Here is a 26,363-nt window from a genome sequence, read left to right as displayed (position 1 = left end):
GGCAGGAAATCCCTAGAGCCTATACTCTAATCCGAACGATCGTGCGAATTTTTCGTTGGCGTCGAGCGGTGTATTCCACACCGGATACGCCTTAAGATGGCCCTTTGATCAAGGCCCGCAGACTGGGAGCTGAGCATGGCCCCGCGCATGAAGACCCGAGAGCGCATCGTGCAGAACAGCCTGGAGCTGTTCAACCAGCAGGGCGAACGTAGCGTCAGTACCAACCACATTGCCGCGCACATGGAAATTTCGCCCGGCAACCTGTATTACCACTTCCCCAACAAGCAGGCGATCATCGCCCTGTTGTTCAGCCAGTACGAAGAGCTGGTGGACAGCTTTTTGCGCCCGCCTCAAGGGCGCTGCGCCACCGTGGAAGACAAACGTTTCTACCTCAAGGCCCTGCTCGCGGCGATGTGGAACTACCGCTTCCTGCACCGCGACCTGGAGCACTTGCTGGACAGCGACCCCGAGCTGGCCGCCCGTTACCGGCGGTTTTCCGAACGCTGCCTGCGTCAGGGCCAGGCGATCTACCGTGGCTTCGTCGACGCCGGGATCCTGGCCATGGCGCCGGCGCAGATCGAGTCGCTGACCATCAACGCCTGGATCGTCCTGACCTCGTGGGTGCGCTTTCTCAGCACCACGCGCGAGCATTCCGCGCACCTGGGTGAAGAAGCCTTCAAGCGGGGCGTCTATCAGGTGTTGGTGCTGGAGCTCGGCTTTGTCACCGCCGATGCCCGCAGCGCCGTGGACGCGCTGTGCCAGGAATTCCACGTACCCTTCAACCAGGCCTTGGAACTGTAAACCAGGGCCCGAGTGCTATCGATCAGGAGATTGTCATGCCCCTTGCGCAATTGATCACCCCGGAAGCGTTGGCCGAGCGTCTGGGCTCGCCCGATTTGGTGATCCTCGACTGCCGCTTTGCCCTCGAGGATGTGGATTATGGCCAACGCAGCTATGCCGAGGGGCATATTGCCGGGGCGCACTTCGCTGACCTGGAGCGCGACCTCAGTGGCCCGATAAGCAAGGGGCGTACGGGGCGCCACCCGTTGCCCGATGCGGCGCGGCTGGTCGAGCGTCTGCGTGAGTGGGGCGTGGACAATGACAGCGAGGTGGTGCTGTACGACGACGGCCCGGGTGCGTTTGCTGCTCGTGCCTGGTGGTTGCTGGCCTGGTTGGGCAAGCGCAGCGGCGTGTCGATTCTCGATGGCGGGCTCAAGGCATGGCATGCGGCGCACCTGCCACTGAGCCTGGACCCACCGCTCAAGCGCGAAGGGACCTTCAAGGGCGAACCGGACAGCAAGCTGCTGATCGATGCCGCGCACCTGGCCAAGCACCTGGGCGATGCCGAGCTGACGCTGATCGACGCCCGCGCGCTGCCGCGCTTCCGGGGTGAAGTCGAGCCGATCGACCCGATCGCCGGGCACATCCCTGGCGCGCAGTGCGCGGCGTTCACCGACAACCTGGGGGCCGACGGGCGTTTCCTGCCGGCCGAAGCGCTCAAGCAACGGTTCGCAGAAAAACTGGCCGGACGCTCGCCGGAGCACCTGGTGGCCTACTGCGGGTCGGGCGTGACCGCTTGCCACAACCTGTTTGCCTTGGCACTGGCGGGCTATCCGCTGGGGCGGCTGTATGCGGGGTCGTGGAGCGAATGGATCAACAACCCGGCGCACGGGGTGGCTACCGGGGATTGACCCGGGCCGCCGCTAAGCGCCTTCTACCAGCCACTGCGGAATCCGCCGCTCCAGGTAATACCCCGGGTTGCGCAGGCTGCCATCGACAAAGCCCACATGGCCGCCGCGGTTGTGCAGTTCAAAGTGCGTCTGCGGCGCCAGTTCGCTGGCCAGGGGCAAGCTGTGACTGGAGACGAACGGGTCGTCGCTGGCGTGGATGATCAGGGTTGGGGTGCGATTCTCACCCAGGAAGAAGCGGCTCGATGAGCGCCGGTAGTAGTCGTGTGCATCGTTGAACCCGTTCAGCGGCGCGGTGACCTTGCCGTCGAAGTCCCAGAAGGTACGCAGGTTGGTCAGCGGCCCCAGCCGTTGCAGCGCCGCCAGCCGCTCATGCTGGCCCTTCTCATGAAAATGCCGCTGCTTCAGTTGCACATAGGCCAGCATCTCGCGCATGAAGTGCGCCTGGTAGACCTTCGAAAAGCCTTGGCCGATGCGGTCGGCACACTGGTCCAGACGAAACGGCACCGAGACCGCAACCGCCGCTTCCAGCTGGCTGGCCGGTCCGCTTTCGCCCAGGTACTTGAGCAACACATTGCCACCCAACGAATAACCCACCGCGTAAAGCGGCGCCAATGGGCGCTGGGCGCGCAGGTGGGCGACGATTTCTGCCAGGTCTTCGCTGGCGCCGGAGTGGTAGCTGCGCGGCAGCAGGTTCGGCTCGCCCGAGCAACCTCGCCAGTTCACCGCCACACTGGCCCAGCCGCGGCCCTGCAGGGCTTGCTGCAAGCCTTTGACATAGGGCGAGTGGGAGGAACCGGTAAGGCCATGCAGGACCAGCACCAACGGTGCATCCGGTTGGTGCGGGCCGTGCCAGTCGAGGTCGATGAAATCGCCATCGGCCAGCCACAGCCGCTCGCGGTCGCGTTGCAGTTCGGGCAGCTTGCGCCAGAGCGGCCCCCACAGGGTTTGCAGATGGGGGTTGGACAGGCCGACGGCCGGGCGGAACGTGGCAGTGAAACTGGGCATGCTGGGCAACTCGTGATGTGCCTGCCTAGAGTGCCATGAAACGCTGCCGCTGTACCTGCGCTATTGGTCGGAGGCCGGTAGCGGTTGCTGATCGGCAGCCGGGCCGACACTGACCAGCACTTTGCGCGTCAGGTCGAATCGGCGCTGCATGACTTCACGAATCGCCCCTGGGGTCAGGGCGGCCATGCGCTCGACGTACAGGTTCAGATGATCGGCAGGCAGGCGTTGTTGGGTCGCTTTCATGAGCCGCGCTGCCAGGCGCTTGTTCTGGGCAACGTCGCGCAGCAGCTGCCCTGCGAGCCGCTGGCGGGCCAGTTGCAGCTCGGCTTCTGTGGGCCCGTTCTGGATAAAGTCACGCAGCACAGTGTCTACCAGGTTCTGTGAGCCGTTTACATGTTCCGGGGCAATTTCCCATTCGATCGCGAACAGGCCTCCTGCACGCATGGGAACCCAATGGCTGCGAATGTCGTAGGTCAGCCCTCGACGTTGGCGTAACGCTTTCATCAGGCGGGAATCTGTACCCACCCCCAGTACTTCGCAGGCCAACACCAGCGCCAGGCTCTCGGGCTCGTTGGCCGGTACGTTCATCGGTAGCGCCATTAGGACTGTAGTGCTCGCTCCGGCCTGTTCGATGTCGATCGTTGCGCCGCGGGTGTCAGGCGTGGCTGGCAGCTCGGCGGCAGCCCAGTCTTGAGGCAATGCCTGGCTGAGGCGCTGTGCAATGTCCTGTGCCTCTATCCGGGAAAGGTCCCCGACAATGACCATGTCCAGATTGGTGGCGCAATAGGCGCGTCTGTGAAACGCTTTCAGGTGTTCCGGCGTGACGGCTGCAAGCCCTTGTGCAGTACCGCCCCGAAGGCTGCTGTAGGGATGACCGCTGAACAGGTGGCGATACGCTTCGTTGCGTGCTCTGAGCACTGGTTGCCTGGCCTGGTATGTGTCATGCAGCGCTAGCTGGCGTTTGACCTTGTCCAGCGCGGGTGCGGGAAAGGCTGGCTGTGCAACGAGGCTGGTGAACAGCTCGATGGCGGATTCGAGCAGGGCGCTGTTGCTCAAGCTGCGCAGGCTCAGGGTCGTGTACTCGAGGCGTATCTCTTTTTCGACGATAGCCCCGAGCTGTTCGATACGCCTGGCATGCTCGACGGCGTCCAAATGCTGGCTGCCTTCGTCGAGCATGTACAGCGTCAGCGCCGCCAGGCTGGGTTGGTCAGCCTGAGCAGTGCCTGCCTTGAAGCGCAGCACCACATCGACGATCGGCAAACCGCGTGCTTCAACGAAGGTCACTGCTGTGCCAGCGTCGGTTCTCCAGGTGTATGCCTGGGTCTGGATGGATTCGAAACGCTGCAGGTCTAGCCCTTGCGCGCTGAGCAGGCCGCCGTAAATGCCAGGTGTCGCCAGGGGTGCCAGTATCCGGTCATTCATCGGTGCTCTCCTTGCTGTGCATGAGGGTGATCGCGGCACGAGGCTCTGTCAGGTAGTCGACTGCAGCTTGGTGTATCTGCTCGGCCGTCACTGCTTCGAGGGTTGCTCTCTCATCGTCCAGCGCGCCGGGGGCCAGCCCACAGACCGCCTGCATGCCGATGACATGTGCCTGCTCCGCGATGTCGTCTTGGGCAAACACTTGCCTGGCCAGCCAGCGTGCCTTGGCTCGCTGTAGGTCTTGAATGCTGGGCAATCGCTGGCGAAAGTCAGCGATCTCGGCCATCAGCCTGTCGGCGGCCGCCTCGGGCGTGACGTGCGCGCTGCAGTAGGCATAAAAGGTCAGCAGGCTGTCACCGCGTCGGTACGGCTCGTACGTCGACTTCAGCCCTTGCAGGACCTGTTCGGTTATCAGCAGGCGACTGTGGAGTGTGGCGGCCTGGCCTTCGCTCAGGAGATCGGGCAGCAGTTGTAAAGCAAGGGCTTGCGTGCGGTTCTTGGCCGTACGTTGACTGGGCAGATTGAAGCTGAGGATCACCCCAGGTCTCAGGCCTTGCAGGTGCAATGTTTGCGAGCGTCGAGCCAGCTCCGAAACTGCGACGGGTGTTTGTTCGGGCGGCAGACGGTGGGCGGGGATCGCAGCGAAATGCCTTGCTACCAGTGTCTGCAGTTTTTGCAGATCAATGGCGCCGGCGACTGACAGGGTGGCGTTGTTTGGGTGATACCAGGTTTGATACCAGGTGCGGGCCGCGGCTGGGGTCATGAGGGCGAGGTCGGTCTTGTAGCCGATCACCGGTGTTGCATAGCGGCTGTTGCCATGGGCCAGCAATTGGTGATGTTCCAATGCGAGCGCCAAGGGATTGTTGTCGACATCGGCACGCCGCTCGGCCATGACCACGGCAAGCTCGCGGGCGAAAGGCGCATCGCTGAGTGTCGCAGTGGCCATGGTGTCGGCCATGGCTTCCAGCGCGATCTCCAGCCGGCTGACGGGCAAGGTCAATGGAAAGACCGTGGCCTCCTGCAGCGTGAACGCATTCGGGTCACCGCCGAGGCGGGTCATCAAGGTCGAATATTGCCCACTGGGCAGTTTGCTGCTGCCCTCGAACAGCAGGTGTTCCAAGGCATGTGATAGGCCGGTATGGCCGTCAGGCTCGTAGCTTGAACCTACGTGGTACCACAGCTGCACGCTGACCAGCGGGGCGCGACGGTCTTCGCGCAGGTAGACGCGCAGGCCATTGGCAAGTGAGAAGAACTGTACCGAAGGTGCCGGCTTTGGGTGTTCCGTCATGGCTGAAGTGCTCCTGCTATTAACGAAGGAGCAGCTTCAGCCATGGGGCCGGTGGCGGTGGGGTAGCTATATACGTCAACGCAGGACGCTGACTATGTACGCCCGCCAGGTGTCAGACCGTCAGCCCCGCTGCCAGAGCGCGTAATGCACCTGACCGGTCTTTTTCTCCCGGTGCAGGCGCCAGTTGCCCGGCAGTTGCAAGGCCGAGGGTGCGGTCTCGCTCTCGGTGTAGATCCACGCCTGTTCCCGCAGCCACTGGTTCTGTTCCAGCAGGTTGCAGGTGTTGGCCAGCAGGTCCTGGTGGAACGGTGGGTCGAGGAACACCACGTCGAACTGCTGCTTGGCCGGGTTCTGCAGGTAGCGCAGCGCGTCGGTTTGCAGAATTTGCCCGCGAGGGCAGCGCAGCAGCTCGAGGTTGTCTTTGAGGTTGCTGATGGCGGCGGGGTTGCTGTCCAGTGCCACGGCGTCTTCGGCACCGCGCGACAAGGCTTCCAGCACCAGCGCGCCGCTGCCGGTGAACGCGTCCAGCACGCGGGCGCCTTCGATGTAGGGCGCGAGCCAGTTGAACACGGTTTCGCGTACGCGATCAGGCGTTGGCCGCAGGCCGTCGCCTTCAGGCACCGCCAGGCGGCGGCTGCGCCACTCGCCGGCGATGATGCGCAGGTGGCCCTGGCCCTTGCTGTGGCCCGGTTGAGGGCGGGCGGGAGGGGTGGATCTTGGCATTAGTGCTCCGGTACGCCGAGCGGTTGCTCGGAAGGCTTGTCAGTGGGGGCTGGCAGCGGTTTTTGCGGCACCTTGGGGCCCGCGGTGACGATCACCAGTTTATCGGCTGACAGGTGTTTGTTCATGGCTGCCTTGACCTGCTCGACGGTGAGCGCCTGGGACTGCTGCATGAAGTCCTCCAGCCAGGTCAGCGGCAAGTTGTAGAAGCCAATGGCCCCCAGTTGGCCGACGATACTGGCGTTGCTGGCATTGGACAGCGGGAAGCTGCCGGCCAGCTCGCGCTTGGCATCGTCCAGCTCTTGCTGGGTCGGGCCGCTCTTGAGGTAATCGGCCAGGATGTCCTGGACCAGCTTGAGGGTGCCTTCGCTGAGTTCGGCGCGGGTTTGCAGGTTGATCATGAACGGACCACGTACCTGCATCGGGCTGAACACCGAGTAGACGCCGTAAGTGAGCCCGCGTTTTTCACGCACTTCGCTCATCAGGCGGGTGCCGAACGCACCACCGCCGAGGATCTGGTTGCCCAGCGACAGGGCCGGCCAGTCCGGGTCCTGGCGGTCGATACCCAGCTCGGCCAGCATCAGGTGGGTCTGCTTGGACGGGAAGTCGATGTGGGTAAGGCCCGCCTTGGGGTCGGCCGGTTGGGCCGGTGCAGCCAGCGCCGGGCCTTTCGGCAGTCCGGCGGATACCTGGGCGGCAATGGCTTCGGCTTCGGCGCGGCTGAGGTCGCCGACCAGGGCGATAACCGCGTTGCCGGCCGAGTAGGCCTTGGCGTGGAAGGCGCGCAACTGTGCCAGGGTGATGCCGTTGATGCTCTCGGCGCTGCCGTCGCTCGGGTGGGCGTACGGGTGGTCGCCGTACAGCTTGCCGAACAGGGCCTTGCCCGCGAGCTTGCCGGGGTTCTGCTTGTCGTATTCGAAGCCGGCCAGCATCTGGTTCTTGATGCGCTTGAGGGCGTCCTCGGGGAAGGTCGGCTTGCCTGCCACTTCAGCGAACAGCTTGAGCGCCGGTTCGCGCTTGTCCTTGGTGCTCAGGCTGCGCAGCGATGCCACGGCCATGTCGCGGTACGAGCCGTTGCCGAAGTCTGCGCCCAGGCCCTCGAAGCCTTCGGCAATGGCGGTCACGTCCTTGCCGGCCACGCCCTCGTTGAGCATGGCGTTGGTCAAGGCGGCCAGGCCTGGCGTGCCGCCGTCCTGGCTGCTACCGGCGGCGAAGGTGACGCGCAGGTCGAACATCGGCAGTTCGCGGGCTTCGACGAACAGTACCCGGGCGCCTTCGGCGGTGTTCCAGTGCTGGATGTTCAGCTGACGTCGGCTGGGGGCCTTGCCGTCCAGCTCGGCCAGCGACTGCAGGGTATTGGCCGGGCGGGCCGCGGTGCTGTCAGCCTTGGCCGCGTTGTCGGCCAGGGCCGGGGCCGTCAATACCGCCGCCAGCGCCAGGGCGCGGATGCCCGTGGCCAGCAGGGTGTGGCGTGGTGCGCTGCGATCACTCATGAGCGGACTCCTCGGGCAATACATGGGCAACGCTCAGGCGTTCGCGGGTGAAATAGGTGCGCGCAGCGTTCTGGATGTCTTGCGGGGTCACGCGCTTGAGCTCGTCCAGTTCGCTGTCGATCAGCTTCCAGGACAGGCCCACGGTCTCCAGCTGGCCGATGGTGGTGGCCTGGCTGCTGATGGAGTCGCGGTCGTAAACCAGGCCGGCGATCACCTGAGCGCGCACGCGTTCGAGTTCTTCGGCGCTGGGTGGCGTGGTCTTGAGTTCTTCCAGCAATTGCCAGATGCCCTTTTCCACGTCTTCCATGGTTTTTTGCTTCTGCACGTTCGGCGTGGCCGAGATCAGGAACAGGCTGTCGCCACGGGTAAAGGCGTTGTAGCTGGACGACGCACCGGCCACCAGTTCCTGGCCGCGCTCCAGGCGGGCTGGCATCCGTGCGCTGTAGCCGCCATCGAGCAGGGCCGAGATCAGGCGCAGGGCATGCACCGTGCGCGGGTCCTTGGCGGTCGGCAGGCCAGGTACGTTAAAGCCGTAGATCAGGCTCGGCAACTGGGTGCGCACGTGCAAGGTCAACTGGCGTTGGCCGGGCTCGGCCAGCTCGAGCGGCAGCTTGGCGGGCGGCACTGCACGCTTGGGAATGCCGGCGAAGTACTTTTGCGCCAGGCCCTTGACCTCATCGACGGTGACATCGCCGACCACCACCAGGGTGGCATTGTTGGGCGCATACCAGGATTCGTACCAATGGCGCAGCTCTTCGACCTTCATGCGGTCGAGGTCGGCCATCCAGCCAATGGTCGGGGTGTGGTAGCCACTGGCCGGGTAGGCCATCGCGCGGAACAGCTCGAACGCCTTGGCATTGGGCTGATCGTCGGTGCGCAGGCGGCGCTCCTCTTTGATCACTTCTATTTCGCGGCTGAACTCGTCGGCGGGCAGGCGCAGGCTGGCCAGGCGATCGGCCTCCAGCTCAAGGGCCACCGGCAGGCGGTCGCGGGCCAGCACCTGGTAATAGGCCGTGTAGTCGTCGCTGGTGAAGGCGTTCTCTTCCGCACCCAGGTCGCGCAGGATGCGCGAGGCCTCGCCGGGGCCGACTTTGGCGCTACCCTTGAACATCATGTGTTCAAGGGCGTGGGACAGGCCGGTCTGGCCCGGGGTCTCGTAGCTGGAGCCCACCTTGTACCAGATCTGCGAGACCACCACCGGCGCGCGGTGGTCTTCGCGCACGACCACCTTGAGGCCGTTGTCGAGGATGAATTCGTGGGTCGGTTGCACATCGGCGGCGAAGGCCGCGAGCGGCAGGCAGAGCGTGCCGAGCAACAGGCCAGCGGCGCGGCGGGCTAGAGCATTCATACGGTGTTTAACCTGTTCGGCGGCCCGCAGGGTTTAGCGTCGGCGGGCCAGGAGGTGCTAGGATACTGATCCGGTTGCCTGGCGACCATGCCTGTCGCCGTTCTGGCCCACAGGACACTAAGACAAAACGTTGCGCATGAACCAGCCGGCTTCAAGATAGTCTGTTCTGCGTATAGAGAATTCCCGATGCGTCATTGCTGGCGCATCGCTACCCTGAGATAGCCGTCCTCCATGTTTGGTTCCAACGACGACAAAAAAGCGCCGGCCGAGTCTGGCGAAAAGAAAGGCCTGTTCAGCTGGTTTCGCAAGAAGCCGCAGCAACCTGTCGCCGAACAGCCGCAAACCCCCGAGCCACAGGCTGAAGAGCCGGTAGCAGCGCAGCCTGCCGTCGAGCAGCCTGCTGTGGCGCCGGCCGAGCCGGTGGCCGCACAAGCCCCTGTTGCGCCCGAGCTGCCTCAACCTGTGCCGGCCATGGCTGATCCTGAGCCTTCTCAGCCTGCCCAGCCCCCTGTGGCGGCGAGCATGCCCGCGAACGCGCAAGCCAGTGCGCCGCAGGTCGAACCCCAAGCGCCGGTGGTAACTGCCCCCGAAGCCCCGATAATTCGTGCCGTCGAGCCGCCTGTCAGCAATCTGGTATTGCCAGTTGCCGAAGAGCCTGTGGCCCTCGTGCCGGACCTTGAGCCCACGGCCCCGCCTGCCATTCCTGAGCGACCAGCGGTCGAGCCCGCCGCGCCGGTGGCAGCCGCACCCCAGCCAGCGCCGGTGGTTGCCGAGCCCGCCCCGGTCGTGGCGCCTGCTCCAGCTCCAGCTCCAGCTCCAGCTCCAGCTCCAGCTCCAGCTGCAGCTGCAGAAGCTCCAGCCCCGACCCCGGTCGAACCCGAGCCCGTTGCCGCGCCGGTCGCCACTGAACAGTCCAAACCCGGCTTCTTCGCCCGCCTCAAGCAGGGCCTGTCCAAGACCAGCGCCAGTATCGGCGAAGGCATGGCCAGCCTGTTCCTGGGCAAAAAAGTCATCGATGACGACCTGCTCGACGAGATCGAGACCCGCCTGCTGACCGCCGACGTTGGCGTGGAAGCGACTTCGGCCATCGTCCAGAACCTGACCCAGAAGGTCGCCCGCAAGCAGTTGGCCGATGCCGATGCGCTGTACAAGTCGCTGCAGGAAGAACTGGCCGCGCTGCTGCGTCCGGTCGAGCAGCCGTTGAAGATCCAGGCGCAAAACAAGCCCTACGTGATCCTGGTGGTCGGCGTGAACGGCGCCGGCAAGACCACCACCATTGGCAAGCTGGCCAAGAAGCTGCAGCTGGAAGGCAAGAAGGTCATGCTGGCTGCGGGCGACACCTTCCGCGCCGCGGCGGTCGAGCAGTTGCAGGTTTGGGGTGAGCGTAACCAGATCCCGGTAATCGCCCAGCACACCGGTGCCGACTCGGCCTCGGTGATCTTCGACGCCGTGCAGGCCGCCAAGGCCCGTGGCGTTGATGTGCTGATCGCTGATACCGCCGGCCGTCTGCACACCAAAGACAACCTGATGGAAGAGCTGAAGAAGGTGCGCCGAGTGATCGGCAAGCTCGACGCCGAAGCGCCTCACGAGGTGCTGCTGGTGCTCGACGCCGGCACCGGCCAGAACGCCATCAGCCAGGCCAAGTACTTCAACCAGAGCGTCGAACTGACCGGCCTGGCCTTGACCAAGCTGGACGGCACCGCCAAAGGCGGCGTCATCTTCGCCCTGGCCAAGCAGTTCAGCATTCCGATCCGTTTCATTGGTGTGGGTGAAGGTATCGACGACCTGCGCACCTTCGAAGCCGAGCCGTTCGTCAAAGCGCTGTTCGCCGAGCGAGAGCATCCATGATCCGATTCGAACAGGTTGCCAAGCGCTATCCCAATGGCCATGTAGGCTTGCATGAGCTGAGTTTCCGGGCGCGCCGGGGCGAATTCCTGTTCGTCACCGGGCACTCGGGTGCCGGTAAGAGCACCCTGCTGCGCCTGCTGCTGGCCATGGAGCGCCCGACCAGCGGCAAGCTGCTGCTGGCAGGGCAGGACCTGGGCCAGATCAGCAATGCGCAGATCCCGTTCCTGCGCCGGCAGATCGGTGTGGTGTTCCAGAACCACCAGCTGCTGTTCGACCGCACGGTGTTCAACAACATCGCCTTGCCGCTGCAGATCCTCGGCCTGTCCAAGGCCGAGATCACCAAACGCGTCGACTCGGCCTTGGAGCGTGTTTCGCTGGCCGACAAAGGCGAACTGTTTCCGGCCGATTTGTCCACGGGGCAGCAACAACGGGTCGGTATCGCACGTGCCATCGTCCATCAGCCAGCCCTGTTGCTGGCCGACGAACCCACCGGCAACCTTGACCCGCGCCTGGCCGCAGAGATCATGGGCGTGTTCGAAGACATCAACCGCCTGGGCACCACGGTATTGATCGCCAGCCACGACCTGGCATTGATCGCGCGCATGCGGCATCGCATGCTGACCCTGCAGCGCGGCCGTTTGATCGGCGATGGGGAGGCCGGGCAATGAGTACTACACGTACGCCGAAGGTTTCCGAACGGGTTGCGCCGAAACCCGCCGACCCGCAACCGGCGAAGAAAAAGCGCGACGACGATGACGGCCCAGATTTCCGCACACTGTTGCACGCCTGGCTGGAAAGCCATCGCGCGAGCATGGCCGACAGCTTGCGTCGCCTCGGCAAGCAGCCGATCGGCAGCTTCTTCACCTGCCTGGTAATGGCAGTGGCGTTGAGCATGCCCATGGGCCTGTCGTTGCTGCTGAAGAACGTCGAGAAGCTCGGCGGCTCCTGGCAGCGCGCCGCGCAGATTTCGCTGTACCTCAAGCTCGACGCTGGCAGCAAGGAAGGTGAAGCGCTGCGCGACGAGATCAAGCACATGCCTGGGGTGGCCGACGCGCTGTATGTCAGCCGCGATCAAGCGCTGGAAGAGTTCCAGCAGCAGTCCGGCCTGGGTGAGGCGTTGCGCGAGCTCCCCGAGAACCCGCTGCCTGGCGTGGTGGTGGTGACCCCGACCGAGGTCGACAAGCCAGCACTTGAAGCCTTGCGTCAGCGCCTGTCGGAGCTGCCAAAGGTCGAAGTGGCACAGCTGGACCTGGTCTGGGTCGAGCGCCTTGCGGCAATCTTGAAGCTGGGCGATCGCTTTGTCTTCGGCCTGGCCGTCATGCTGATTTCTGCGCTGCTGTTAGTAATCGGTAACACAATTCGTCTACATATTGAAAACCGCCGTACCGAGATTGAAGTGATCAAGCTGGTCGGCGGCACCGATAGCTATGTACGCCGGCCATTCCTGTACATGGGCGCCTTGTATGGCCTGGGCGCGGGGCTGTTGGCCTGGGGCATCCTGGCATTCGGCCTGAACTGGCTGAACCAGGCGGTCGTCGGGCTCTCCGGGCTGTATGGCAGTGACTTCGCCCTGGGTGGGGTGCCGGCGTCCGATGGTCTGTCGCTCTTGATCGGAGCGGTACTGTTGGGGTATATCGGTGCATGGATCGCGGTCGCTCGCCATTTGAACGAGCTGGCGCCACGATAGTTTTTCCCGTGCCAGCATTGACTTTATTACCGTTTTGGGAACTTGTTTACCGGTTTCCGGTCAATGTTGGCAGTGCCCACAAGGCGCGAGTCTAGTAAGTCGGAGGTTCTTGAATGACCACATCGTTGCAACCTGCCTATGCCCTGGTGCCCGGTGCAAACCTGGAAGCCTATGTGCACACGGTCAACAGCATCCCGCTGCTGACGGTCGAGCAGGAGCGTGATCTGGCCGAGCGTCTCTACTACGAGCAGGATCTTGAGGCCGCTCGGCAAATGGTGATGGCCCACCTGCGTTTCGTCGTACATATCGCCCGTAGCTATGCAGGCTACGGCCTGGCCCAGGCTGACCTGATCCAGGAAGGCAACGTCGGCCTGATGAAGGCCGTCAAACGCTTCAACCCAGAGATGGGCGTGCGCCTGGTGTCCTTTGCCGTGCACTGGATCAAGGCCGAAATCCACGAATTCATCCTGCGCAACTGGCGCATCGTCAAGGTGGCGACCACCAAGGCCCAGCGCAAACTGTTCTTCAATCTGCGCAGCCAGAAGAAGCGTCTGGCCTGGCTGAACAACGATGAAGTTCATCGTGTGGCAGAGAGCCTGGGCGTCGAACCGCGCGAAGTGCGCGAGATGGAAAGCCGCCTGAGTGGTCAGGACATGGCCTTTGACCCAGCGGCGGAAGCCGATGATGACAGCGCGTTCCAGTCGCCTGCGCATTACCTGGAAGACCACCGCTACGACCCGGCCGTACAGCTTGAGGATGCCGACTGGAGCGACAACTCCACCAGCAACCTGCATGAGGCACTGCAAGGCCTGGACGAGCGCAGCCGTGACATTCTCTACCAACGCTGGTTGGCGGAAGAGAAGGCGACGTTGCATGAGTTGGCGGACAAGTACAGCGTGTCGGCTGAGCGTATTCGTCAGCTGGAAAAGAATGCGATGAACAAGGTCAAGGCGTTGATCACGGTGTGATTCACGCTTGGCTGTATCAAAAAGCCGCTGGCCTGAAGAGGGTTGGCGGCTTTTTTGTTTGTGTTGGCTTTACGGGCCCTTTCGCAGCACAAGGCTGCTCCTACAGGTATAGCGCCGGACCTGTAGGCGCAGCCTTGTGCTGCGAAAGGGCCCGTAAAGCCCGTCGATGATTCAAAGCCTGCGCGAAGCATCCAGCTGCATCAGGTAGCTAGGCCCACCCAACTGGCTCATCTGCCGCCGAATCCACCCGGCCCGACTGGCCACATAGGCGCTGGGCCGGCTGGCGCTCCACTTGATCGGGCTGGGCAATACCGCAGCCAGTTGCGCGGCCTGTTGCCGATTGAGCCGGCTGGCGTCGACCCCGAAGTGGTAGCGCGCCGCCGCCTGGGCGCCAAATACGCCATTGCCCCATTCAGCGCTGTTCAGGTAGACCTCGAGGATGCGCTCCTTCGACCAGAACAGCTCGATCAGCGCTGTGAACCAGGCCTCCAGGCCCTTGCGGAACCAACTGCGGCCCGACCACAGGAACAGGTTCTTGGCCACCTGCTGGGTCAGCGTGCTGGCCCCGCGAATGTTGCCGCCGCGTTCGTTGTAGGCCAGCGCTGCCTGAATGGCCGGGATGTCAAAACCCCAATGGGTGGCGAACTTCTGGTCTTCACCGGCAATGACCGCGACCTTGAGCTCATCGGAGATGTTCTCCCACGGTTCCCAGTCGCGCTGCAGGTCAATGGGCTCGCCATTCAGCCAGGACTCGACCTTGCGCTCGGCCATCAACGCCGTGCCGGGGGGCGGCACCCAGCGAAACACCAGCACCAATACGATACTGCCGGCAGCGAACCAGAGCAGGGCGCGAGTGAGGCGGCGGATAAGGGATGGCAGCATGTCGATGGCTTGGCCGGGCGGGTGGAACGGGCCATTATACAGACCCGATACAAGGAGTCGTCCCATGCTTCGCAGCTTCCTCATGCTTGCCGCCTTTTTCGGCTTTACCGGTGTGGCCCTGGGCGCTTTCGCCGCGCATGGGCTGAAAAACCGCCTGACGCCAGACTACCTGGCCATCTTCCACACCGGCGTGACCTACCAGCTGGTGCATGCCTTGGCGATTTTCGGTGTCGCCGTGCTGGCAGCGCATTTGCCGGGGCGCCTGGTGGGCTGGGCCGGCGGTCTGTTCGCGCTGGGTATCCTGCTGTTCTCCGGTAGCCTGTACCTGCTGACCCTGACAGGCGTGAGCAAGCTCGGCATCATCACGCCCTTTGGCGGCCTGTGCTTCCTCGCAGGGTGGCTGTGCCTGGGCCTGGCAGCCTGGCGGCTGGGCTGACCGAGTGGTCCACAATCGCGACTAATGGCGTGCACCGGCCTTGGGTAAACGGGGTGTTCGGCGCTAGAATGCGTGCCCCAAAGCACAATGGTGGCCGTGCGCATGCGCATTCAACTGAACGGTGAACCTTACGAACTGCCCGCTGGCGAAAGCGTCGCGGCCCTGCTGACGCGCCTGGACCTCACCGGGCGCCGGGTAGCAGTGGAACTCAACCTGGATATCGTGCCGCGTAGCCAGCACGACAGCACTGCGCTGAACGAAGGCGACCAGGTTGAAGTGGTCCACGCCATCGGCGGCGGCTGATAGCGGCTCGGCGGTTCACACGCAAGCCCAGTAACCTTTTCCCGAGGAACAACGATGAGCAACGTTCGTAGCGACAAGCCCTTTACCCTGGCCGGGCGCACTTTCCAGTCGCGCCTGCTGGTCGGCACCGGCAAATACCGTGACATGGAAGAAACCCGCCTGGCCATCGAGGCCTCGGGTGCCGAGATCGTCACCGTCGCTGTGCGCCGTACCAACATCGGTCAGAACCCGGGCGAGCCGAACCTGCTCGACGTGCTGCCACCCGACCGTTACACCATCTTGCCGAACACTGCGGGCTGCTACGACGCTGTCGAAGCCGTGCGCACTTGCCGCCTGGCCCGTGAACTGCTGGATGGCCACAACCTGGTCAAGCTGGAAGTGCTGGCCGACCAGAAAACCTTGTTCCCCAACGTGATCGAAACCCTCAAGGCCGCCGAAGTGTTGGTCAAGGACGGTTTCGACGTGATGGTCTACACCAGCGACGACCCGATCATCGCCCGTCAGCTGGCCGAAGCGGGCTGTATTGCGGTCATGCCGCTGGCTGGCCTGATCGGTACCGGCCTGGGCATCTGCAACCCCTACAACCTGCAGATCATCCTCGAAGAATCCAAGGTGCCGGTGCTGGTCGATGCCGGCGTGGGTACTGCCTCCGACGCCACCATCGCCATGGAGATGGGCTGCGAGGCAGTGCTGATGAACTCGGCCATCGCCCATGCCCAGCAACCGGTGTTGATGGCTGAAGCCATGAAGCACGCCATCGTGGCCGGTCGCCTGGCCTACCTGGCCGGCCGCATGCCGAAGAAACTCTATGCCAGCGCCTCTTCGCCGCTGGATGGTCTGATCAAGTAAGAGCTCCTGATGACTGAATCGCAAGAAACGCCGATCACCGCCGAAGGCGAAGAGCGCCCACACCGCCGTATCAAGAGCTTCGTGATGCGCGCCGGGCGCATGACCGAAGGTCAGCAACGCGGCCTGGACCAGGGTGGCCCCCTGTTCATCCTGCCCCTGGCCGACAGCCCGGTGGACTACGACCAGGTGTTCGGCCGTTCGGCGCCGCGCACCCTGGAGATCGGTTTCGGCATGGGCCACTCCCTGCTGGAGATGGCCGCTGCCGCGCCTGAACAGGATTTCATCGGTGTCGAAGTGCACCGTCCGGGCGTTGGCGCGCTGCTCAATGGCGTGCTGACCCAAGGGCTGAAGAACCTGCGGGTGTATGACTGCGATGCCATCGAAGTGCTCAACCGCTGCGTGGCCGACAACAGCCTCGACCGTTTGATGCTGTTCTTCCCAGACCCTTGGCACAAGGCGCGCCATCACAAGCGCCGCATCGTGCAGCTGGAATTCGCAGAGCTGGTACGCCGCAAGCTCAAGCCGGGTGGCGTGTTCCACATGGCGACCGACTGGGAACCGTATGCCGAGTACATGCTGGAAGTGATGAGCGCAGCGCCCGGTTACCGTAACCAGGCGGCGGATGGGGCGTATGTGCCACGTCCGCAAGAGCGGCCGATCACCAAGTTCGAGCGCCGTGGTGAGCGCTTGGGGCATGGGGTTTGGGATTTGAAGTTCGAGAAGGTGGATTGATTGGCTGTCTGAGCCAGTCAACCGACAAGCGCTTGCGAAAAAGCAGGCGAAAAAAAACCGCCTTGAGAAGGGCGGTTTTTTATTGAAGCGAAAAGGCTGAGACCCTTTCGTTTCGGGCTTTCACTGAAAGACCCACACGGTCTGAAGATCATAAGCAGCCCCTGGCGATGCGTCAATGTTCCGAAATATGTGGCATCACGTGTGTCGGCGTTGTTAACAGTCTGAACGCGTCAATCGCAGTATCATTGCGTCGCTCACGTATGGGGCGGTTCAGTGATGGGTCGGTCAGAAGAAGAATTCTGCTTTCCGGCCCCTTCGACACGGCTTGAGAACCGTGCCGGTGATTGCTCTCGAAGGGCCATTAGTCCGGCCACTTCACTGAAAGACCTGCACGGGTTTTCGAAGGCATCGAAGTACCGGTTAGATGCTGGAAGATTGGCCCGCCAACACGGAGGCCAAGGCATATGAAGCGTTTGCTTGATGCGCTGAGCCGCGTATGGAAACTCATTCGGATCTTGTTTGTACTCAAGTCCGCGAGGGATTCTGTGGGAGCGGGTTTACCCGCGAAGAATGCGACGCGGTATATGGCACGGGCTTCGCCCGTGTTCGCGGGTAAACCCGCTCCCACAGGGAAAGTGAAATGCTGCAGTCGTGCCTTACCCCCGCCGATCAGCCACCACGCCGATCAACACCAGCACCACCAGCAGCACCGGTGCCAACGCATAATTATTGAACTGGCCCAGCCCCTTCACCACCCACGGCGTGGCATAGATCAGCGCTGCGCCGCTGCCGATCATCACCAGCAGGGCCATGAACGGCACGCGCAGGGCGCCGGCCAGGCTGCCTAGGCGTTGTTCCACCGTGGCTTTGATATCGGTGCCGAACAGCACCAGCAGGCAGCCTACCAAGGCCAGCGAAATCTCCGACAGGTTGCTGCGGCTCCAGCGGGAAGCCGTTGCAAGCAGATCAAGTACCAGGTCCATGGGTCATCCTTAGGTCAAGAAATACTGCAGCAGGTCATTGAGGAACAACTGGCCGCGCGGCGTGGCCACCAATCGATCCGGTTCGACCTGCAAAAGGCCCTTTTGTTCGGCCGCGCGACGGGCCTCGGCCAGTTGCGCCAGCGGCAGGCCGGTGCGCTGGGTGAACAGTTCGGCTTCGACGCCATCGGTCAGGCGCAAGGCGTTCATCAGGAATTCGAAGGGCAGCTCGTCCGCCGGCAGCCGCTTTTCGCCGGCCTTGAACGGTTTGGCCAGGTTCAGGTAGTCCTTGGGCAGGCGGGTTTTCCAGGTGCGCAGGATGCGCCCGTCAGCGAAGGTCAGCTTGCCGTGGGCACCCGCGCCGATGCCGATGAAATCACCGAAGCGCCAGTAGTTGAGGTTGTGCTTGGCAGCACGGCCTGGCTGGGCATAGGCCGACACTTCGTACTGGCGGTAGCCGTGCTCGGCCATCAGGCTTTGGCCGGCCTCCTGGATATCCCACAGGATGTCGTCTTCGGGCAGCTCGGGCGGCTGGTTCCAGAACACCGTGTTCGGCTCTACGGTCAGCTGGTACCACGACAAGTGGGTCGGCCCTAGGGCGATCGCCTGGCGTACGTCACCCAGCGCGTCGTCCAGCGACTGGTCGGGCAAGCCGTGCATCAAGTCCATGTTGAAGTTGTCGAACCCGGCGGCGCGCGCCATGTCGGCGGCACGGATTGCTTCGTCGCCGTTGTGGATGCGCCCGAGCGCCTCCAGCTTGGCGGGCTGGAAGCTCTGCACGCCGATGGACAAGCGATTGATGCCCGTCTGCCGGTACGCCTTGAACTTCTCTTGCTCAAACGTACCGGGGTTGGCCTCCAGGGTGATTTCGATGTCCGGCGCGAACGGGATGCGTTGTTCAACGCCACGCAGCAGCCGCCCAAGGGCGTTGGCACTGAACAAGCTCGGCGTACCGCCACCGAAGAAGATCGAGCTGATCGGGCGGCCTTGTACGGCTGCCAGTTCTTGATCGAGGTCGGTCAGCAGGGCGTCGACATAAGCCTCTTCAGGCAGCTCTGGGCCCGCCGCGTGGGAATTGAAGTCGCAATAAGGGCATTTGCGTACGCACCACGGGATGTGGATGTACAACGCCAAAGGCGGCAGCACGGCGAAACCAGCCGCACCCACCGGGTGCGGTTGGATGGACAACGTTTCGATCATGCCAGGCCCAGGCGTTGACGCAGCAGGACCATGGCGCGGGCGCGGTGGCTGAGCTGGTTCTTGTCGACAGGGGCGAGGTCCGCACTCGAGCAATTGCGCTCTGGCACCCAGAACAGCGGGTCGTAGCCAAAGCCGTGCTCACCGCTGGCCTCAAACATGATGCGCCCGTGCCACAGGCCTTCGCACAGGATCGGCAGCGGGTCGTCGGCGTGACGTACCAGCGCCAGCACGCAGACGAACTGAGCGCCGCGCTCGGCCTCGGGCACGTCTTTCAAGGCGTCCAGCAGCTTGGCGTTGTTTGCCGCGTCACCCTTGCCATCGGCATAGCGAGCAGAATAGATACCCGGCGCGCCGCCGAGGTAGTCCACGGCCAGGCCCGAGTCATCGGCCAGTGCTGGCAGGCCAGAGATGCGCGCGGCATTGCGTGCCTTGAGAATGGCGTTCTCGACGAACGACAGGCCGGTTTCCTCTGGCTCGACCTGGCTGAATTCACCGATCGAGCGCAGCTGTACGGACGCGCCAAGCATGGCCTGGAGTTCCTTGAGTTTGCCGGCATTGTGGCTGGCCAATACGAGTTGCTGGAAATTCATCATTCGCCTGGGAACACTTCCTGGTTGAAGCTGAGAGAGTTACTGATGCCGCCGGTTTCGACATTGATGTCGAAGGTCACGGTTTCTGGCTGTTCGATCTTGAACTGGGCGATGTAGTAAATCGCGCCCGGTTCGGTGATCTGCTTGAAGGACAACGGGCTGCTGCGCCCGGTCAGGTCTTTCACCGTGCCGCTGACGACCGCCATGGCCGGCTTGTTGGCCTTGATCACGGCAATGTTGAGCACGCCCTGGTTCTTGCTGCGCACCAGGCCCGTGGCCGCGGCCACCTCCGGCGTCAGCATGCTTGAGGTGAACGCGCTGTAGTGTACCGTCACGTCGCCAAACACTTCCTTGCGCTCGGGACGGGCGGCATCGGCAGCCAGTACAGGCAGGGCCAGGCACAGGCTGATCAGGAACAGGGCTAGGCGACGCATGGTGCGATTCCTCCGGTGGGCGTCAGACCGCGAGCTGGTGCTCCTGCAGGCCAGGGCTGCTGACGCGATAGATGCCGATCTCACCTAGAAGATTAGGCCATAGCCGGCCGCCCCACCCATTACGGTGCAAGTGGTCGACGGCCAGGCGGTCGAGGACCTTGGCGTGGCGCTCGTGGCACAGCTCTTCAAAGTCGGCGAAGGTGCAGAAGTGGATGTTCGGCGTGTTGTACCAGGTGTACGGCATGAAGTCCGAAACCGGCATGCGGCCTTTGGTCGCCAGGTACCAGCGGCAGCGCCAGTGGCCGAAGTTGGGGAAGGTGATGATGCACTGACGGCCCACGCGCAGCATCTCGTCGAGGATGCGGTCGGGGTACTCCACGGCCTGCAGGGCCTGGGTCATGATCACCACATCGAAACTGTTGCTGGCGAAGTTGCCCAGGCCCTTGTCCAGGTCCTGCTCGATGACGTTGACGCCCTTGGCCACGCACGCGGCGATATTGTCGGCGTCGATCTCCAGGCCGTAACCGGTGACCTGCTTGCGGTCACGCAGCGAGGCCAGCAGTTCGCCACTGCCGCAGCCCAGGTCGAGTACCCGGCTGCCGGCGGGAATCCAGTCGTGGATGATTTCCAGATCGGCTCTCATGCTGTCCTCAGATGGCGATGCGGTTCATGTAGTTCGAGAAACCCTGCATGTAGCGAGGTGTGGGGATCAGGAAGGCATCGTGCCCATAAGGTGAGTCGATCTCCAGGTAACACACGTTCTTGCGCGCGGCCATCAACGCATCGACGATCTCGCGTGAACGGGCAGGCGAGAAGCGCCAGTCGGTGGTGAACGACATGATGCAGTAGTCTGCCGTGACCGAGGCCAGGGTGGCGGCAAGGTCGCCACCGTGGGCTGCGGCCGGGTCGAAGTAGTCCAGGGCCTTGGTCATCAGCAGGTAGGTGTTGGCGTCGAAACGGCCGGAAAACTCCTCGCCCTGATAGCGCAGGTAGCTTTCGACCTGGAATTCGACGCTGTGGAAGTCGTAGTTGAGCTTGTCGCTCTTGAGCTCACGGCCGAATTTTTCACCCATCGAATCATCGGACAGGTAGGTGATATGGCCCACCATGCGTGCCAGCATCAGCCCGCGCTTGGGGATCACGCCCTGGTCCTGGAACGAACCGCCGTGGAACTCCGGGTCGGTGAGGATGGCCTGGCGCGCTACTTCGTTGAAGGCAATGTTCTGTGCCGAGAGCTTGGGCGCCGAGGCGATATCGACGCAGTGCCGCACGCGGTCGGGGTAGGTGATGGTCCATTGCAGCGCCTGCATGCCACCAAGGCTGCCGCCCACGATGGCCGCCCACTGGCCAATGCCCAGGCGGTCAGCCAGGCGTGCCTGGCTGTGCACCCAGTCTTCCACGGTCAGCACCGGGAAGTCGGCGCCATAGGGCTTGCCGGTAGCCGGGTTGACGCTGCTCGGGCCAGTACTGCCATTGCAGCCGCCGAGGTTGTTCAGGCTGACCACGAAGAAACGGTTGGTGTCGATTGGCTTGCCGGGGCCGATGCAGCTGTCCCACCAGCCCGGCTTGCGGTCGGTGGCGGCATGGTAGCCGGCGGCATGGTGGTGGCCGGACAAGGCATGGCAGATCAGCACGGCATTGCTGGCGCTGGCGTTCAGGGTGCCATAGGTCTCGTAGACCAGCTCGTAGCTGGCCAGCGAGCGGCCACAGGCCAGGGCCAGCGGTGCTTCGAACCGGGCTGTTTGCGGTGTAACCAGACCGACGGAATCTTCGGGAAGGACAGTGGACATCGACCCTGCTCACGCTTGACGGAGGCGTAAGTCTAAAGAGCGCTACCCCCTGCGGCAAGCAAAGGCTTGCCGCAGGGGGGCGTCGATGTTCAAGGGCGTTGGATCAGATCATCCGCCACAGTTCTTGAGGCATGCCGGCATAGGCAGCCAGCGGCGGCATGACGAACGACTGGATCACCTGGATCGCCAGGAAGGCGAAGATGGGCGAGATGTCCATGCCGCCCAGGTTAGGCACGAGGCGGCGGAACGGTGCCAGCACCGGTTCGCTGATCTGGTAGGCCAGCTCCGCCGCCGGGTTGTGGCTGTTGGGCGCGACCCAGGAGACGATCACCATGACGATCATCGCCACCCAGAAGATCTTCAGGAACAGCGAGGTGATGCCGATGATGGCCCACATCAGCAGGTGCAGCACGTCACCGAAGGTGCCGTAGGTGACCATCAGCACGAAGCCCATCAGCAGCGCCTGGATGACCACTGCCAGCAGCAGCGACGAGGTGTCCAGGCCGCCAACGCTGGGGATGACGCGGCGGATCGGCTTGAGCAGCGGCTGGGTGGCGCGTACCGCGAACTGGCACAGCGGGTTGTAGAAGTTGGCCTTGACCAGTTGCAGCACGAAGCGCAGCAGGACGATCACCAAGTACAGGCTGACCAGGGTTTGCACCACGAAGATCGCGGCGCCAGACAGTGCATTCATCTAAAGCTCCTTATTTGCCCAGTTGTTCGGCCAGCTCGGCGGAGCGCGTCGCTGCAGCCTGCAGCGCTTGCTCGACGATGGCTTCGAAGCCGCTAGCCTGGAACGACGTGATCGCAGCTTCGGTGGTGCCGGCTGGCGAGGTGACGCGGCGGCGCAGTTCGGCAGCGTCGACATCGCTGGCCACGGCCATGCGCGCCGCGCCCAGCGCGGTCTGCAGGGTCAGCTGGGAGGCGGTTTCGCGAGGCAGGCCGAGCTTTTCGCCTGCGGCGGTCATCGCCTCGATCAGCAGGAAGAAGTACGCCGGCCCGCTGCCGGAGACGGCGGTCACTGCGTCCAGTTGCTGCTCTTGGTCCAGCCACAGGGCAGTGCCCACGGCAGACAGCAGCTGTTCGGCCTGTTGCCGCTGTTCGGCGTTGACTTCCTGGGTGGCGTACAGGCCGCTGACGCCTTGGCGCAGCAGCGCTGGCGTGTTGGGCATGCAGCGCACCACCGGGCGTGGGCCTACCCAGCTCTGCAGGCTGGCGCAGGTGATACCGGCGGCGATGGAAACAATCAGCTGGCCTTCCTGCAGCTGGGCTTGCAGGGCTTGGCAAACGGCCTTCATGACCTGCGGCTTGACCGCCAGCACGATCACGTCGGCGCCAGTGATTGCCTGGGCATTGTCTTCGAAGGTTTCGATGCCGTGCTCGGCCTGGATGCGGGTACGGGTCTCGGCGCCCGGGTCGCTGGCGCGGATCTGCGAAGCCTCCAGGCCCTGGGCACGCAGGCCGCCGATCAGGCTGGCGGCCATGTTGCCGGCGCCGATAAAGGCAATACGTGTCTTGCTCATGTCAGGTCCTTGTGGGAAAGAGTGAGTAAAGCATGGAATCAGACGGGCCCGTAGTCGCGGGCACCGAACAGGGCGGTGCCGATACGCACCCAGGTCGCTCCCTGGGCAATCGCCGCCTCCAGGTCGTGGCTCATGCCCATGGACAAGGTGTCCAGGCCAAGGCCCAGGCGCTGCTGCAAGGTGCGCAGGCTGGCAAAAGCGGCCTCTTGGGCGGCGCGGTCATCGCTGGGCTCCGGGATGGCCATCAACCCGCGCAGGCGCAGATTGGGCAGTTTCGCGACGGCCTCTGCCAGCGCAGGCAGGTCGGCCGGTGCGCAGCCGGACTTGCTGTCTTCGCCACTGACATTCACCTGCAGGCAGATGTTCAGCGGTGCCAGTGCGGCAGGGCGTTGCTCCGAGAGGCGTTGGGCGATCTTCAGGCGGTCCACGGAATGTACCCAGTCGAAATGCTCGGCAATGGCTTTGGTCTTGTTCGACTGAATGGGGCCAATGAAGTGCCAGATCAAGGGCAGGTCGCGCAACGCTTCCTGCTTGGTCAGTGCTTCCTGCAGGTAGTTTTCGCCGACATCGCGCACGCCAGCGGCGTAGATTTCACGGATGGCGCTGGCGGGCTTGGTCTTGCTCACAGCCAGCAACTGGATGTTGGCCGGGTCCCGCCCGGCGGCCTGGGCGGCGCTGGCGATGCGGGCGGCAAGGGCGGATAGGTTGTCTGCTATGGTGGACATGGATCGATGCCGGCGGCGAAAGGGTCTGCGGCATTCTACCTGCTTGATCGCCTTTGGGGAGTCTCATGGATGTGACCGACCTGTTGGCCCGTGCTGTGGATGCGCGGGCTTCGGACCTGCACCTGGCCGCGGGCCAGGTACCGATGCTGCGCCTGGATGGCGAGCTGCAACGCATGGACCTGCCGCCGCTGACGGCAGCGGCGCTGAGTGATGCCATGGCGCCCTTGCTGGGCGATGACGCTTGCCGGCAATGGGCGCAGGAGGATGAGCTGGACCTCGCGTTGGCGCTGCCAGCGTTAGGCCGTTTTCGCCTGAACCTGTTCCGCCAGTTGAATGGGGTTGCGGCGACCTTTCGCCTGATACCCAGACGCATTGCGACACTGGACGAGCTCGACCTTGTGGAAGTGTTTCAAGCTGTTGCGCAGTGTTCCGATGGCCTGATTCTGGTGGGCGGGCCCACCGGCAGTGGCAAGTCCAGCACCTTGGCGGCGCTGCTCGATCAGCTCAACCGCGAGCGGTCACTGCATATCATCACCCTGGAAGACCCTGTGGAAGTTATCCACAGCAGCCAACGGAGCCTTATCAATCAGCGCGAGATGGGTCGCGATTGCCGCGGGTTTGCCCAAGGGTTGCGCAGTGCGCTGCGTCAGGACCCGGATGTGATCATGATCGGCGAGTTGCGCGATCTTGAGACGATTCGCCTGGCATTGCGGGCGGCAGAAACGGGGCACCTGGTGCTGGCAACCGTGCACACGCGCTCGGCTGCAGGCAGCATTGATCGGCTGGTGGAGGTGTTTGCCGCCGAGGAAAAGCCGCTGGTGCGGGCGATGCTGGCCGAGTCGCTGCGCCTGGTGGTGGCGCAAGTGCTGGTCAAGCGCGTGGGCGGCGGGCGGGTAGCGGCGCGGGAGGTGTTGGTGGCTAACACGGCAGTGCGTAACCTGATTCGCGAAGGGCGGATGGCGCAGCTGAGTTCGGTGATGCAGACGGGGGCGGCGGAGGGGATGCGAACGATGGAGGGGGCGATGCAAAGGCTGAAAGTGATGGGATTGATCCAATTACCGTAGCGTCTGTTCCGGCCTCTTCGCGGGCAAGCCCGCTCCCACAGATACACCACAGCCTTTGAATGCTGTGGAGAACCTGTGGGAGCGGGCTTGCCCGCGAAGAGGCCAGTTCAGAATGGCGCGGAATTATCAGCGCTTGGCCAGGGCCAGCTGCTGCTGTTCTTTCGGCAACACCCGCTTGGCCACGACATAGTGCTTCTGCCAGTAAGGCTTGCTGAGGGTGTCGATGCTCACCCGCTTGCCGCGACGGGGGGCATGGATGAAGCGGTCGTTGCCCAGGTAGATGGCAACGTGGTTGACCCGTCGGCTTTTGATGTTGAAGAAGATCAGGTCGCCAGGCTTGAGGTCGCCCTTCGCCACCTTCACACCGTGGCCCTGGGCCATGGCATTGGAGGTGCGTGGCAGGTCGACATCGGCCACATCATTGAAGGCGTATTTCACCAGCCCGCTGCAGTCGAAGCCCTTTTTCGGGCTGCTGCCGCCCCAGACATAGGGCGTACCGAGCACATTCACCGCACGGCTGAGCACATCGCTGCTCTGCTTCGGCGACATGGAGGCAACCGGCAGCCCACGGCTGCTGGCCGCGTTGCTTGGGCGTGCGCGCAGCGTGGTGTGCTTGGCAGGCGCGTGTTTCACCGAGGCATTGGTGGTATAGCCGGTGAAACCATTGGGAAGACGTTGCTCACGATTGGTGGCGTGGGCGGCCAGGGGCAATAATAGACAGAGGGTCAGCCATGTCTTGAGTAAAGGCGGCATAGATGAAGCTCTTTATGAATAGTTATGTGTTAGGCGCGCAACTTTATAACAGCTTTTTGATCAATTTCTGATCCGTTGGTCGATTGGCAGGGTGCCATACGTCGGCCTGCGACGAGAAAGTCACATTTTTTCTTAGAAAATTTTCGGATAACCCACGAGGGCTATGAATGAACAGTTATCAACAGGGTGAGCCGCTTCACGACACCCACAGCAAGGTCATCGGCTACTTGTTGTGGATTTTCGGCTTCACCGGCTCGCACCGTTTCTACTACGGCAAGCCGATCACTGGGACGATCTGGTTCTTTACCCTGGGCCTGCTGGGCATCGGCTGGCTGATCGACCTGTTTCTGATCCCGGCGATGGACAAGGAGGCGGACCTGCGCTTCCGGTCCGGTCGGATCGACTACAACATCGCCTGGATTCTGCTGACCTTCCTGGGCATTTTTGGCCTGCATCGCCTGTACCAGGGCAAGTGGATCACCGCGATCATCTACTTCTTCACGGGCGGCCTGTTCCTGGTCGGCGTGCTGTACGACTTCTGGACCTTGAACAGTCAGATTTCCGAAGCCAACAGCGATCGTCGCTGATTGCAGATCGTGTAGGAGCAGCCTTGTGCTGCGAAGAGGACGGTACAA

29 protein-coding genes are annotated in these 26,363 nt (G+C 63.3%); 12 read left to right on the top strand and 17 right to left on the bottom strand.

Going from position 1 to position 26,363, the window contains the following annotated elements:
• The first annotated feature begins 135 nt into the window (after nt 1-135).
• The gene (locus AC5PZ0_RS16075) at nt 136-801 is read left to right on the top strand and encodes a TetR/AcrR family transcriptional regulator (RefSeq protein WP_027592319.1); all 666 of its coding nucleotides are present in this window, start codon (nt 136-138) and stop codon (nt 799-801) included.
• A 35-nt stretch (nt 802-836) separates the two neighbouring features.
• A complete protein-coding gene (locus tag AC5PZ0_RS16070; RefSeq protein ID WP_099430698.1) occupies nt 837-1,691 on the top strand; it encodes a sulfurtransferase in 855 nt (284 codons plus the stop codon).
• A gap of 12 nt (nt 1,692-1,703) precedes the next feature.
• On the opposite strand, the gene AC5PZ0_RS16065 is transcribed toward AC5PZ0_RS16070, so the two are convergent.
• The 6 genes from AC5PZ0_RS16065 to AC5PZ0_RS16040 form a co-directional block, all read right to left on the bottom strand.
• Complete coding sequence (locus AC5PZ0_RS16065; protein WP_027592321.1) at nt 1,704-2,696, bottom strand: hydrolase; 993 nt, start codon at nt 2,694-2,696, stop codon at nt 1,704-1,706.
• A gap of 60 nt (nt 2,697-2,756) precedes the next feature.
• Nucleotides 2,757-4,118: a M16 family metallopeptidase gene (locus tag AC5PZ0_RS16060; protein ID WP_493855318.1), complete on the bottom strand. Its 1,362-nt coding sequence runs from the start codon at nt 4,116-4,118 to the stop codon at nt 2,757-2,759.
• A complete protein-coding gene (locus AC5PZ0_RS16055; RefSeq protein WP_493855317.1) occupies nt 4,111-5,403 on the bottom strand; it encodes a M16 family metallopeptidase in 1,293 nt (430 codons plus the stop codon). The genes AC5PZ0_RS16060 and AC5PZ0_RS16055 overlap by 8 nt, the downstream gene beginning before the upstream one ends.
• A 120-nt stretch (nt 5,404-5,523) precedes the next feature.
• Nucleotides 5,524-6,126, bottom strand: coding sequence for a 16S rRNA (guanine(966)-N(2))-methyltransferase RsmD (rsmD, locus tag AC5PZ0_RS16050; RefSeq protein ID WP_027592324.1), 603 nt, complete (start codon nt 6,124-6,126; stop codon nt 5,524-5,526).
• Nucleotides 6,126-7,616, bottom strand: a complete 1,491-nt coding sequence (locus AC5PZ0_RS16045) for a M16 family metallopeptidase (RefSeq protein ID WP_493855316.1) — start codon at nt 7,614-7,616, stop codon at nt 6,126-6,128. The genes rsmD and AC5PZ0_RS16045 overlap by 1 nt, the downstream gene beginning before the upstream one ends.
• Nucleotides 7,609-8,964 carry a M16 family metallopeptidase gene (locus AC5PZ0_RS16040; protein WP_186683357.1) on the bottom strand — a complete coding sequence of 452 codons (1,356 nt, stop codon included), beginning with the start codon at nt 8,962-8,964 and terminating at the stop codon, nt 7,609-7,611. The genes AC5PZ0_RS16045 and AC5PZ0_RS16040 overlap by 8 nt, the downstream gene beginning before the upstream one ends.
• Before the next feature lie 231 nt (nt 8,965-9,195).
• Between AC5PZ0_RS16040 and ftsY the strand changes: the two genes are divergently transcribed.
• The 4 genes from ftsY to rpoH all read left to right on the top strand — a co-directional run bounded on the left by ftsY (nt 9,196) and on the right by rpoH (nt 13,467).
• Nucleotides 9,196-10,812, top strand: a complete 1,617-nt coding sequence (ftsY, locus tag AC5PZ0_RS16035; protein ID WP_493855315.1) for a signal recognition particle-docking protein FtsY — start codon at nt 9,196-9,198, stop codon at nt 10,810-10,812.
• Nucleotides 10,809-11,480, top strand: coding sequence for a cell division ATP-binding protein FtsE (gene ftsE / locus AC5PZ0_RS16030; protein WP_027592328.1), 672 nt, complete (start codon nt 10,809-10,811; stop codon nt 11,478-11,480). The genes ftsY and ftsE overlap by 4 nt, the downstream gene beginning before the upstream one ends.
• The gene (ftsX, locus tag AC5PZ0_RS16025; protein ID WP_085272240.1) at nt 11,477-12,499 is read left to right on the top strand and encodes a permease-like cell division protein FtsX; all 1,023 of its coding nucleotides are present in this window, start codon (nt 11,477-11,479) and stop codon (nt 12,497-12,499) included. The genes ftsE and ftsX overlap by 4 nt, the downstream gene beginning before the upstream one ends.
• A 113-nt stretch (nt 12,500-12,612) precedes the next feature.
• On the top strand, nt 12,613-13,467 hold the full coding sequence (rpoH, locus tag AC5PZ0_RS16020) for an RNA polymerase sigma factor RpoH (RefSeq protein WP_023378197.1): 855 nt from the start codon (nt 12,613-12,615) through the stop codon (nt 13,465-13,467).
• A 171-nt stretch (nt 13,468-13,638) separates the two neighbouring features.
• Here the strand turns inward: rpoH and mtgA are convergent, their stop codons facing one another.
• Complete coding sequence (mtgA, locus tag AC5PZ0_RS16015) at nt 13,639-14,349, bottom strand: monofunctional biosynthetic peptidoglycan transglycosylase (protein ID WP_027592330.1); 711 nt, start codon at nt 14,347-14,349, stop codon at nt 13,639-13,641.
• A gap of 64 nt (nt 14,350-14,413) precedes the next feature.
• On the opposite strand from mtgA, the gene AC5PZ0_RS16010 reads away from it, so the two are divergent.
• The 4 genes from AC5PZ0_RS16010 (at nt 14,414) to trmB (ending at nt 16,669) form a co-directional block, all read left to right on the top strand.
• Nucleotides 14,414-14,785: a DUF423 domain-containing protein gene (locus tag AC5PZ0_RS16010; protein WP_027592331.1), complete on the top strand. Its 372-nt coding sequence runs from the start codon at nt 14,414-14,416 to the stop codon at nt 14,783-14,785.
• A gap of 102 nt (nt 14,786-14,887) precedes the next feature.
• Nucleotides 14,888-15,088, top strand: coding sequence for a sulfur carrier protein ThiS (gene thiS / locus AC5PZ0_RS16005; RefSeq protein ID WP_033693942.1), 201 nt, complete (start codon nt 14,888-14,890; stop codon nt 15,086-15,088).
• 54 nt (nt 15,089-15,142) lie between these two features.
• A complete protein-coding gene (locus tag AC5PZ0_RS16000; RefSeq protein ID WP_027592333.1) occupies nt 15,143-15,937 on the top strand; it encodes a thiazole synthase in 795 nt (264 codons plus the stop codon).
• 9 nt (nt 15,938-15,946) lie between these two features.
• Nucleotides 15,947-16,669, top strand: coding sequence for a tRNA (guanosine(46)-N7)-methyltransferase TrmB (gene trmB, locus AC5PZ0_RS15995; RefSeq protein WP_027592334.1), 723 nt, complete (start codon nt 15,947-15,949; stop codon nt 16,667-16,669).
• Nucleotides 16,670-17,325: 656 nt separating this feature from the next.
• On the opposite strand, the gene AC5PZ0_RS15990 is transcribed toward trmB, so the two are convergent.
• The 9 genes from AC5PZ0_RS15990 to AC5PZ0_RS15950 all read right to left on the bottom strand — a co-directional run bounded on the left by AC5PZ0_RS15990 (nt 17,326) and on the right by AC5PZ0_RS15950 (nt 23,911).
• Complete coding sequence (locus AC5PZ0_RS15990; RefSeq protein WP_027592335.1) at nt 17,326-17,652, bottom strand: DUF3392 family protein; 327 nt, start codon at nt 17,650-17,652, stop codon at nt 17,326-17,328.
• 9 nt (nt 17,653-17,661) lie between these two features.
• Nucleotides 17,662-18,849, bottom strand: a complete 1,188-nt coding sequence (hemW, locus tag AC5PZ0_RS15985; RefSeq protein WP_493855314.1) for a radical SAM family heme chaperone HemW — start codon at nt 18,847-18,849, stop codon at nt 17,662-17,664.
• Nucleotides 18,846-19,442, bottom strand: coding sequence for an RdgB/HAM1 family non-canonical purine NTP pyrophosphatase (gene rdgB / locus AC5PZ0_RS15980; protein ID WP_099430691.1), 597 nt, complete (start codon nt 19,440-19,442; stop codon nt 18,846-18,848). Before rdgB ends, hemW begins: the two co-directional genes overlap by 4 nt.
• A complete protein-coding gene (locus tag AC5PZ0_RS15975) occupies nt 19,439-19,873 on the bottom strand; it encodes a DUF4426 domain-containing protein (protein WP_274882729.1) in 435 nt (144 codons plus the stop codon). The genes rdgB and AC5PZ0_RS15975 overlap by 4 nt, the downstream gene beginning before the upstream one ends.
• Before the next feature lie 22 nt (nt 19,874-19,895).
• Nucleotides 19,896-20,516 (bottom strand): methionine biosynthesis protein MetW, encoded by a 621-nt coding sequence (metW, locus tag AC5PZ0_RS15970; RefSeq protein WP_008092977.1) that lies wholly within the window; start codon nt 20,514-20,516, stop codon nt 19,896-19,898.
• Nucleotides 20,517-20,523: 7 nt separating this feature from the next.
• Complete coding sequence (metX, locus tag AC5PZ0_RS15965) at nt 20,524-21,663, bottom strand: homoserine O-succinyltransferase MetX (RefSeq protein WP_493855313.1); 1,140 nt, start codon at nt 21,661-21,663, stop codon at nt 20,524-20,526.
• Between the two features lie 103 nt (nt 21,664-21,766).
• Entirely contained in the window at nt 21,767-22,357 is a 591-nt protein-coding gene (locus AC5PZ0_RS15960; protein ID WP_027592340.1) for a YggT family protein, read from the bottom strand.
• A gap of 10 nt (nt 22,358-22,367) precedes the next feature.
• Complete coding sequence (gene proC / locus AC5PZ0_RS15955; protein WP_493855312.1) at nt 22,368-23,186, bottom strand: pyrroline-5-carboxylate reductase; 819 nt, start codon at nt 23,184-23,186, stop codon at nt 22,368-22,370.
• A gap of 38 nt (nt 23,187-23,224) precedes the next feature.
• Nucleotides 23,225-23,911: a YggS family pyridoxal phosphate-dependent enzyme gene (locus tag AC5PZ0_RS15950; RefSeq protein WP_493855311.1), complete on the bottom strand. Its 687-nt coding sequence runs from the start codon at nt 23,909-23,911 to the stop codon at nt 23,225-23,227.
• A gap of 65 nt (nt 23,912-23,976) precedes the next feature.
• Here AC5PZ0_RS15950 and AC5PZ0_RS15945 point away from each other — a divergent pair, with 65 nt between their 5' ends.
• Nucleotides 23,977-24,975 carry a type IV pilus twitching motility protein PilT gene (locus AC5PZ0_RS15945; RefSeq protein WP_493855310.1) on the top strand — a complete coding sequence of 333 codons (999 nt, stop codon included), beginning with the start codon at nt 23,977-23,979 and terminating at the stop codon, nt 24,973-24,975.
• 126 nt (nt 24,976-25,101) lie between these two features.
• On the opposite strand, the gene AC5PZ0_RS15940 is transcribed toward AC5PZ0_RS15945, so the two are convergent.
• Nucleotides 25,102-25,728, bottom strand: coding sequence for a C40 family peptidase (locus tag AC5PZ0_RS15940; protein WP_027592344.1), 627 nt, complete (start codon nt 25,726-25,728; stop codon nt 25,102-25,104).
• A gap of 167 nt (nt 25,729-25,895) precedes the next feature.
• Between AC5PZ0_RS15940 and AC5PZ0_RS15935 the strand changes: the two genes are divergently transcribed.
• A complete protein-coding gene (locus tag AC5PZ0_RS15935; RefSeq protein ID WP_085272247.1) occupies nt 25,896-26,315 on the top strand; it encodes an NINE protein in 420 nt (139 codons plus the stop codon).
• Nucleotides 26,316-26,363 lie beyond the last annotated feature (48 nt).

This window comes from Pseudomonas sp. 5.2 (assembly GCF_059025405.1).
The sequence above is the reverse complement of the archived record's forward strand: the minus strand, read 5'-3'. Positions and strand labels throughout refer to the sequence as shown.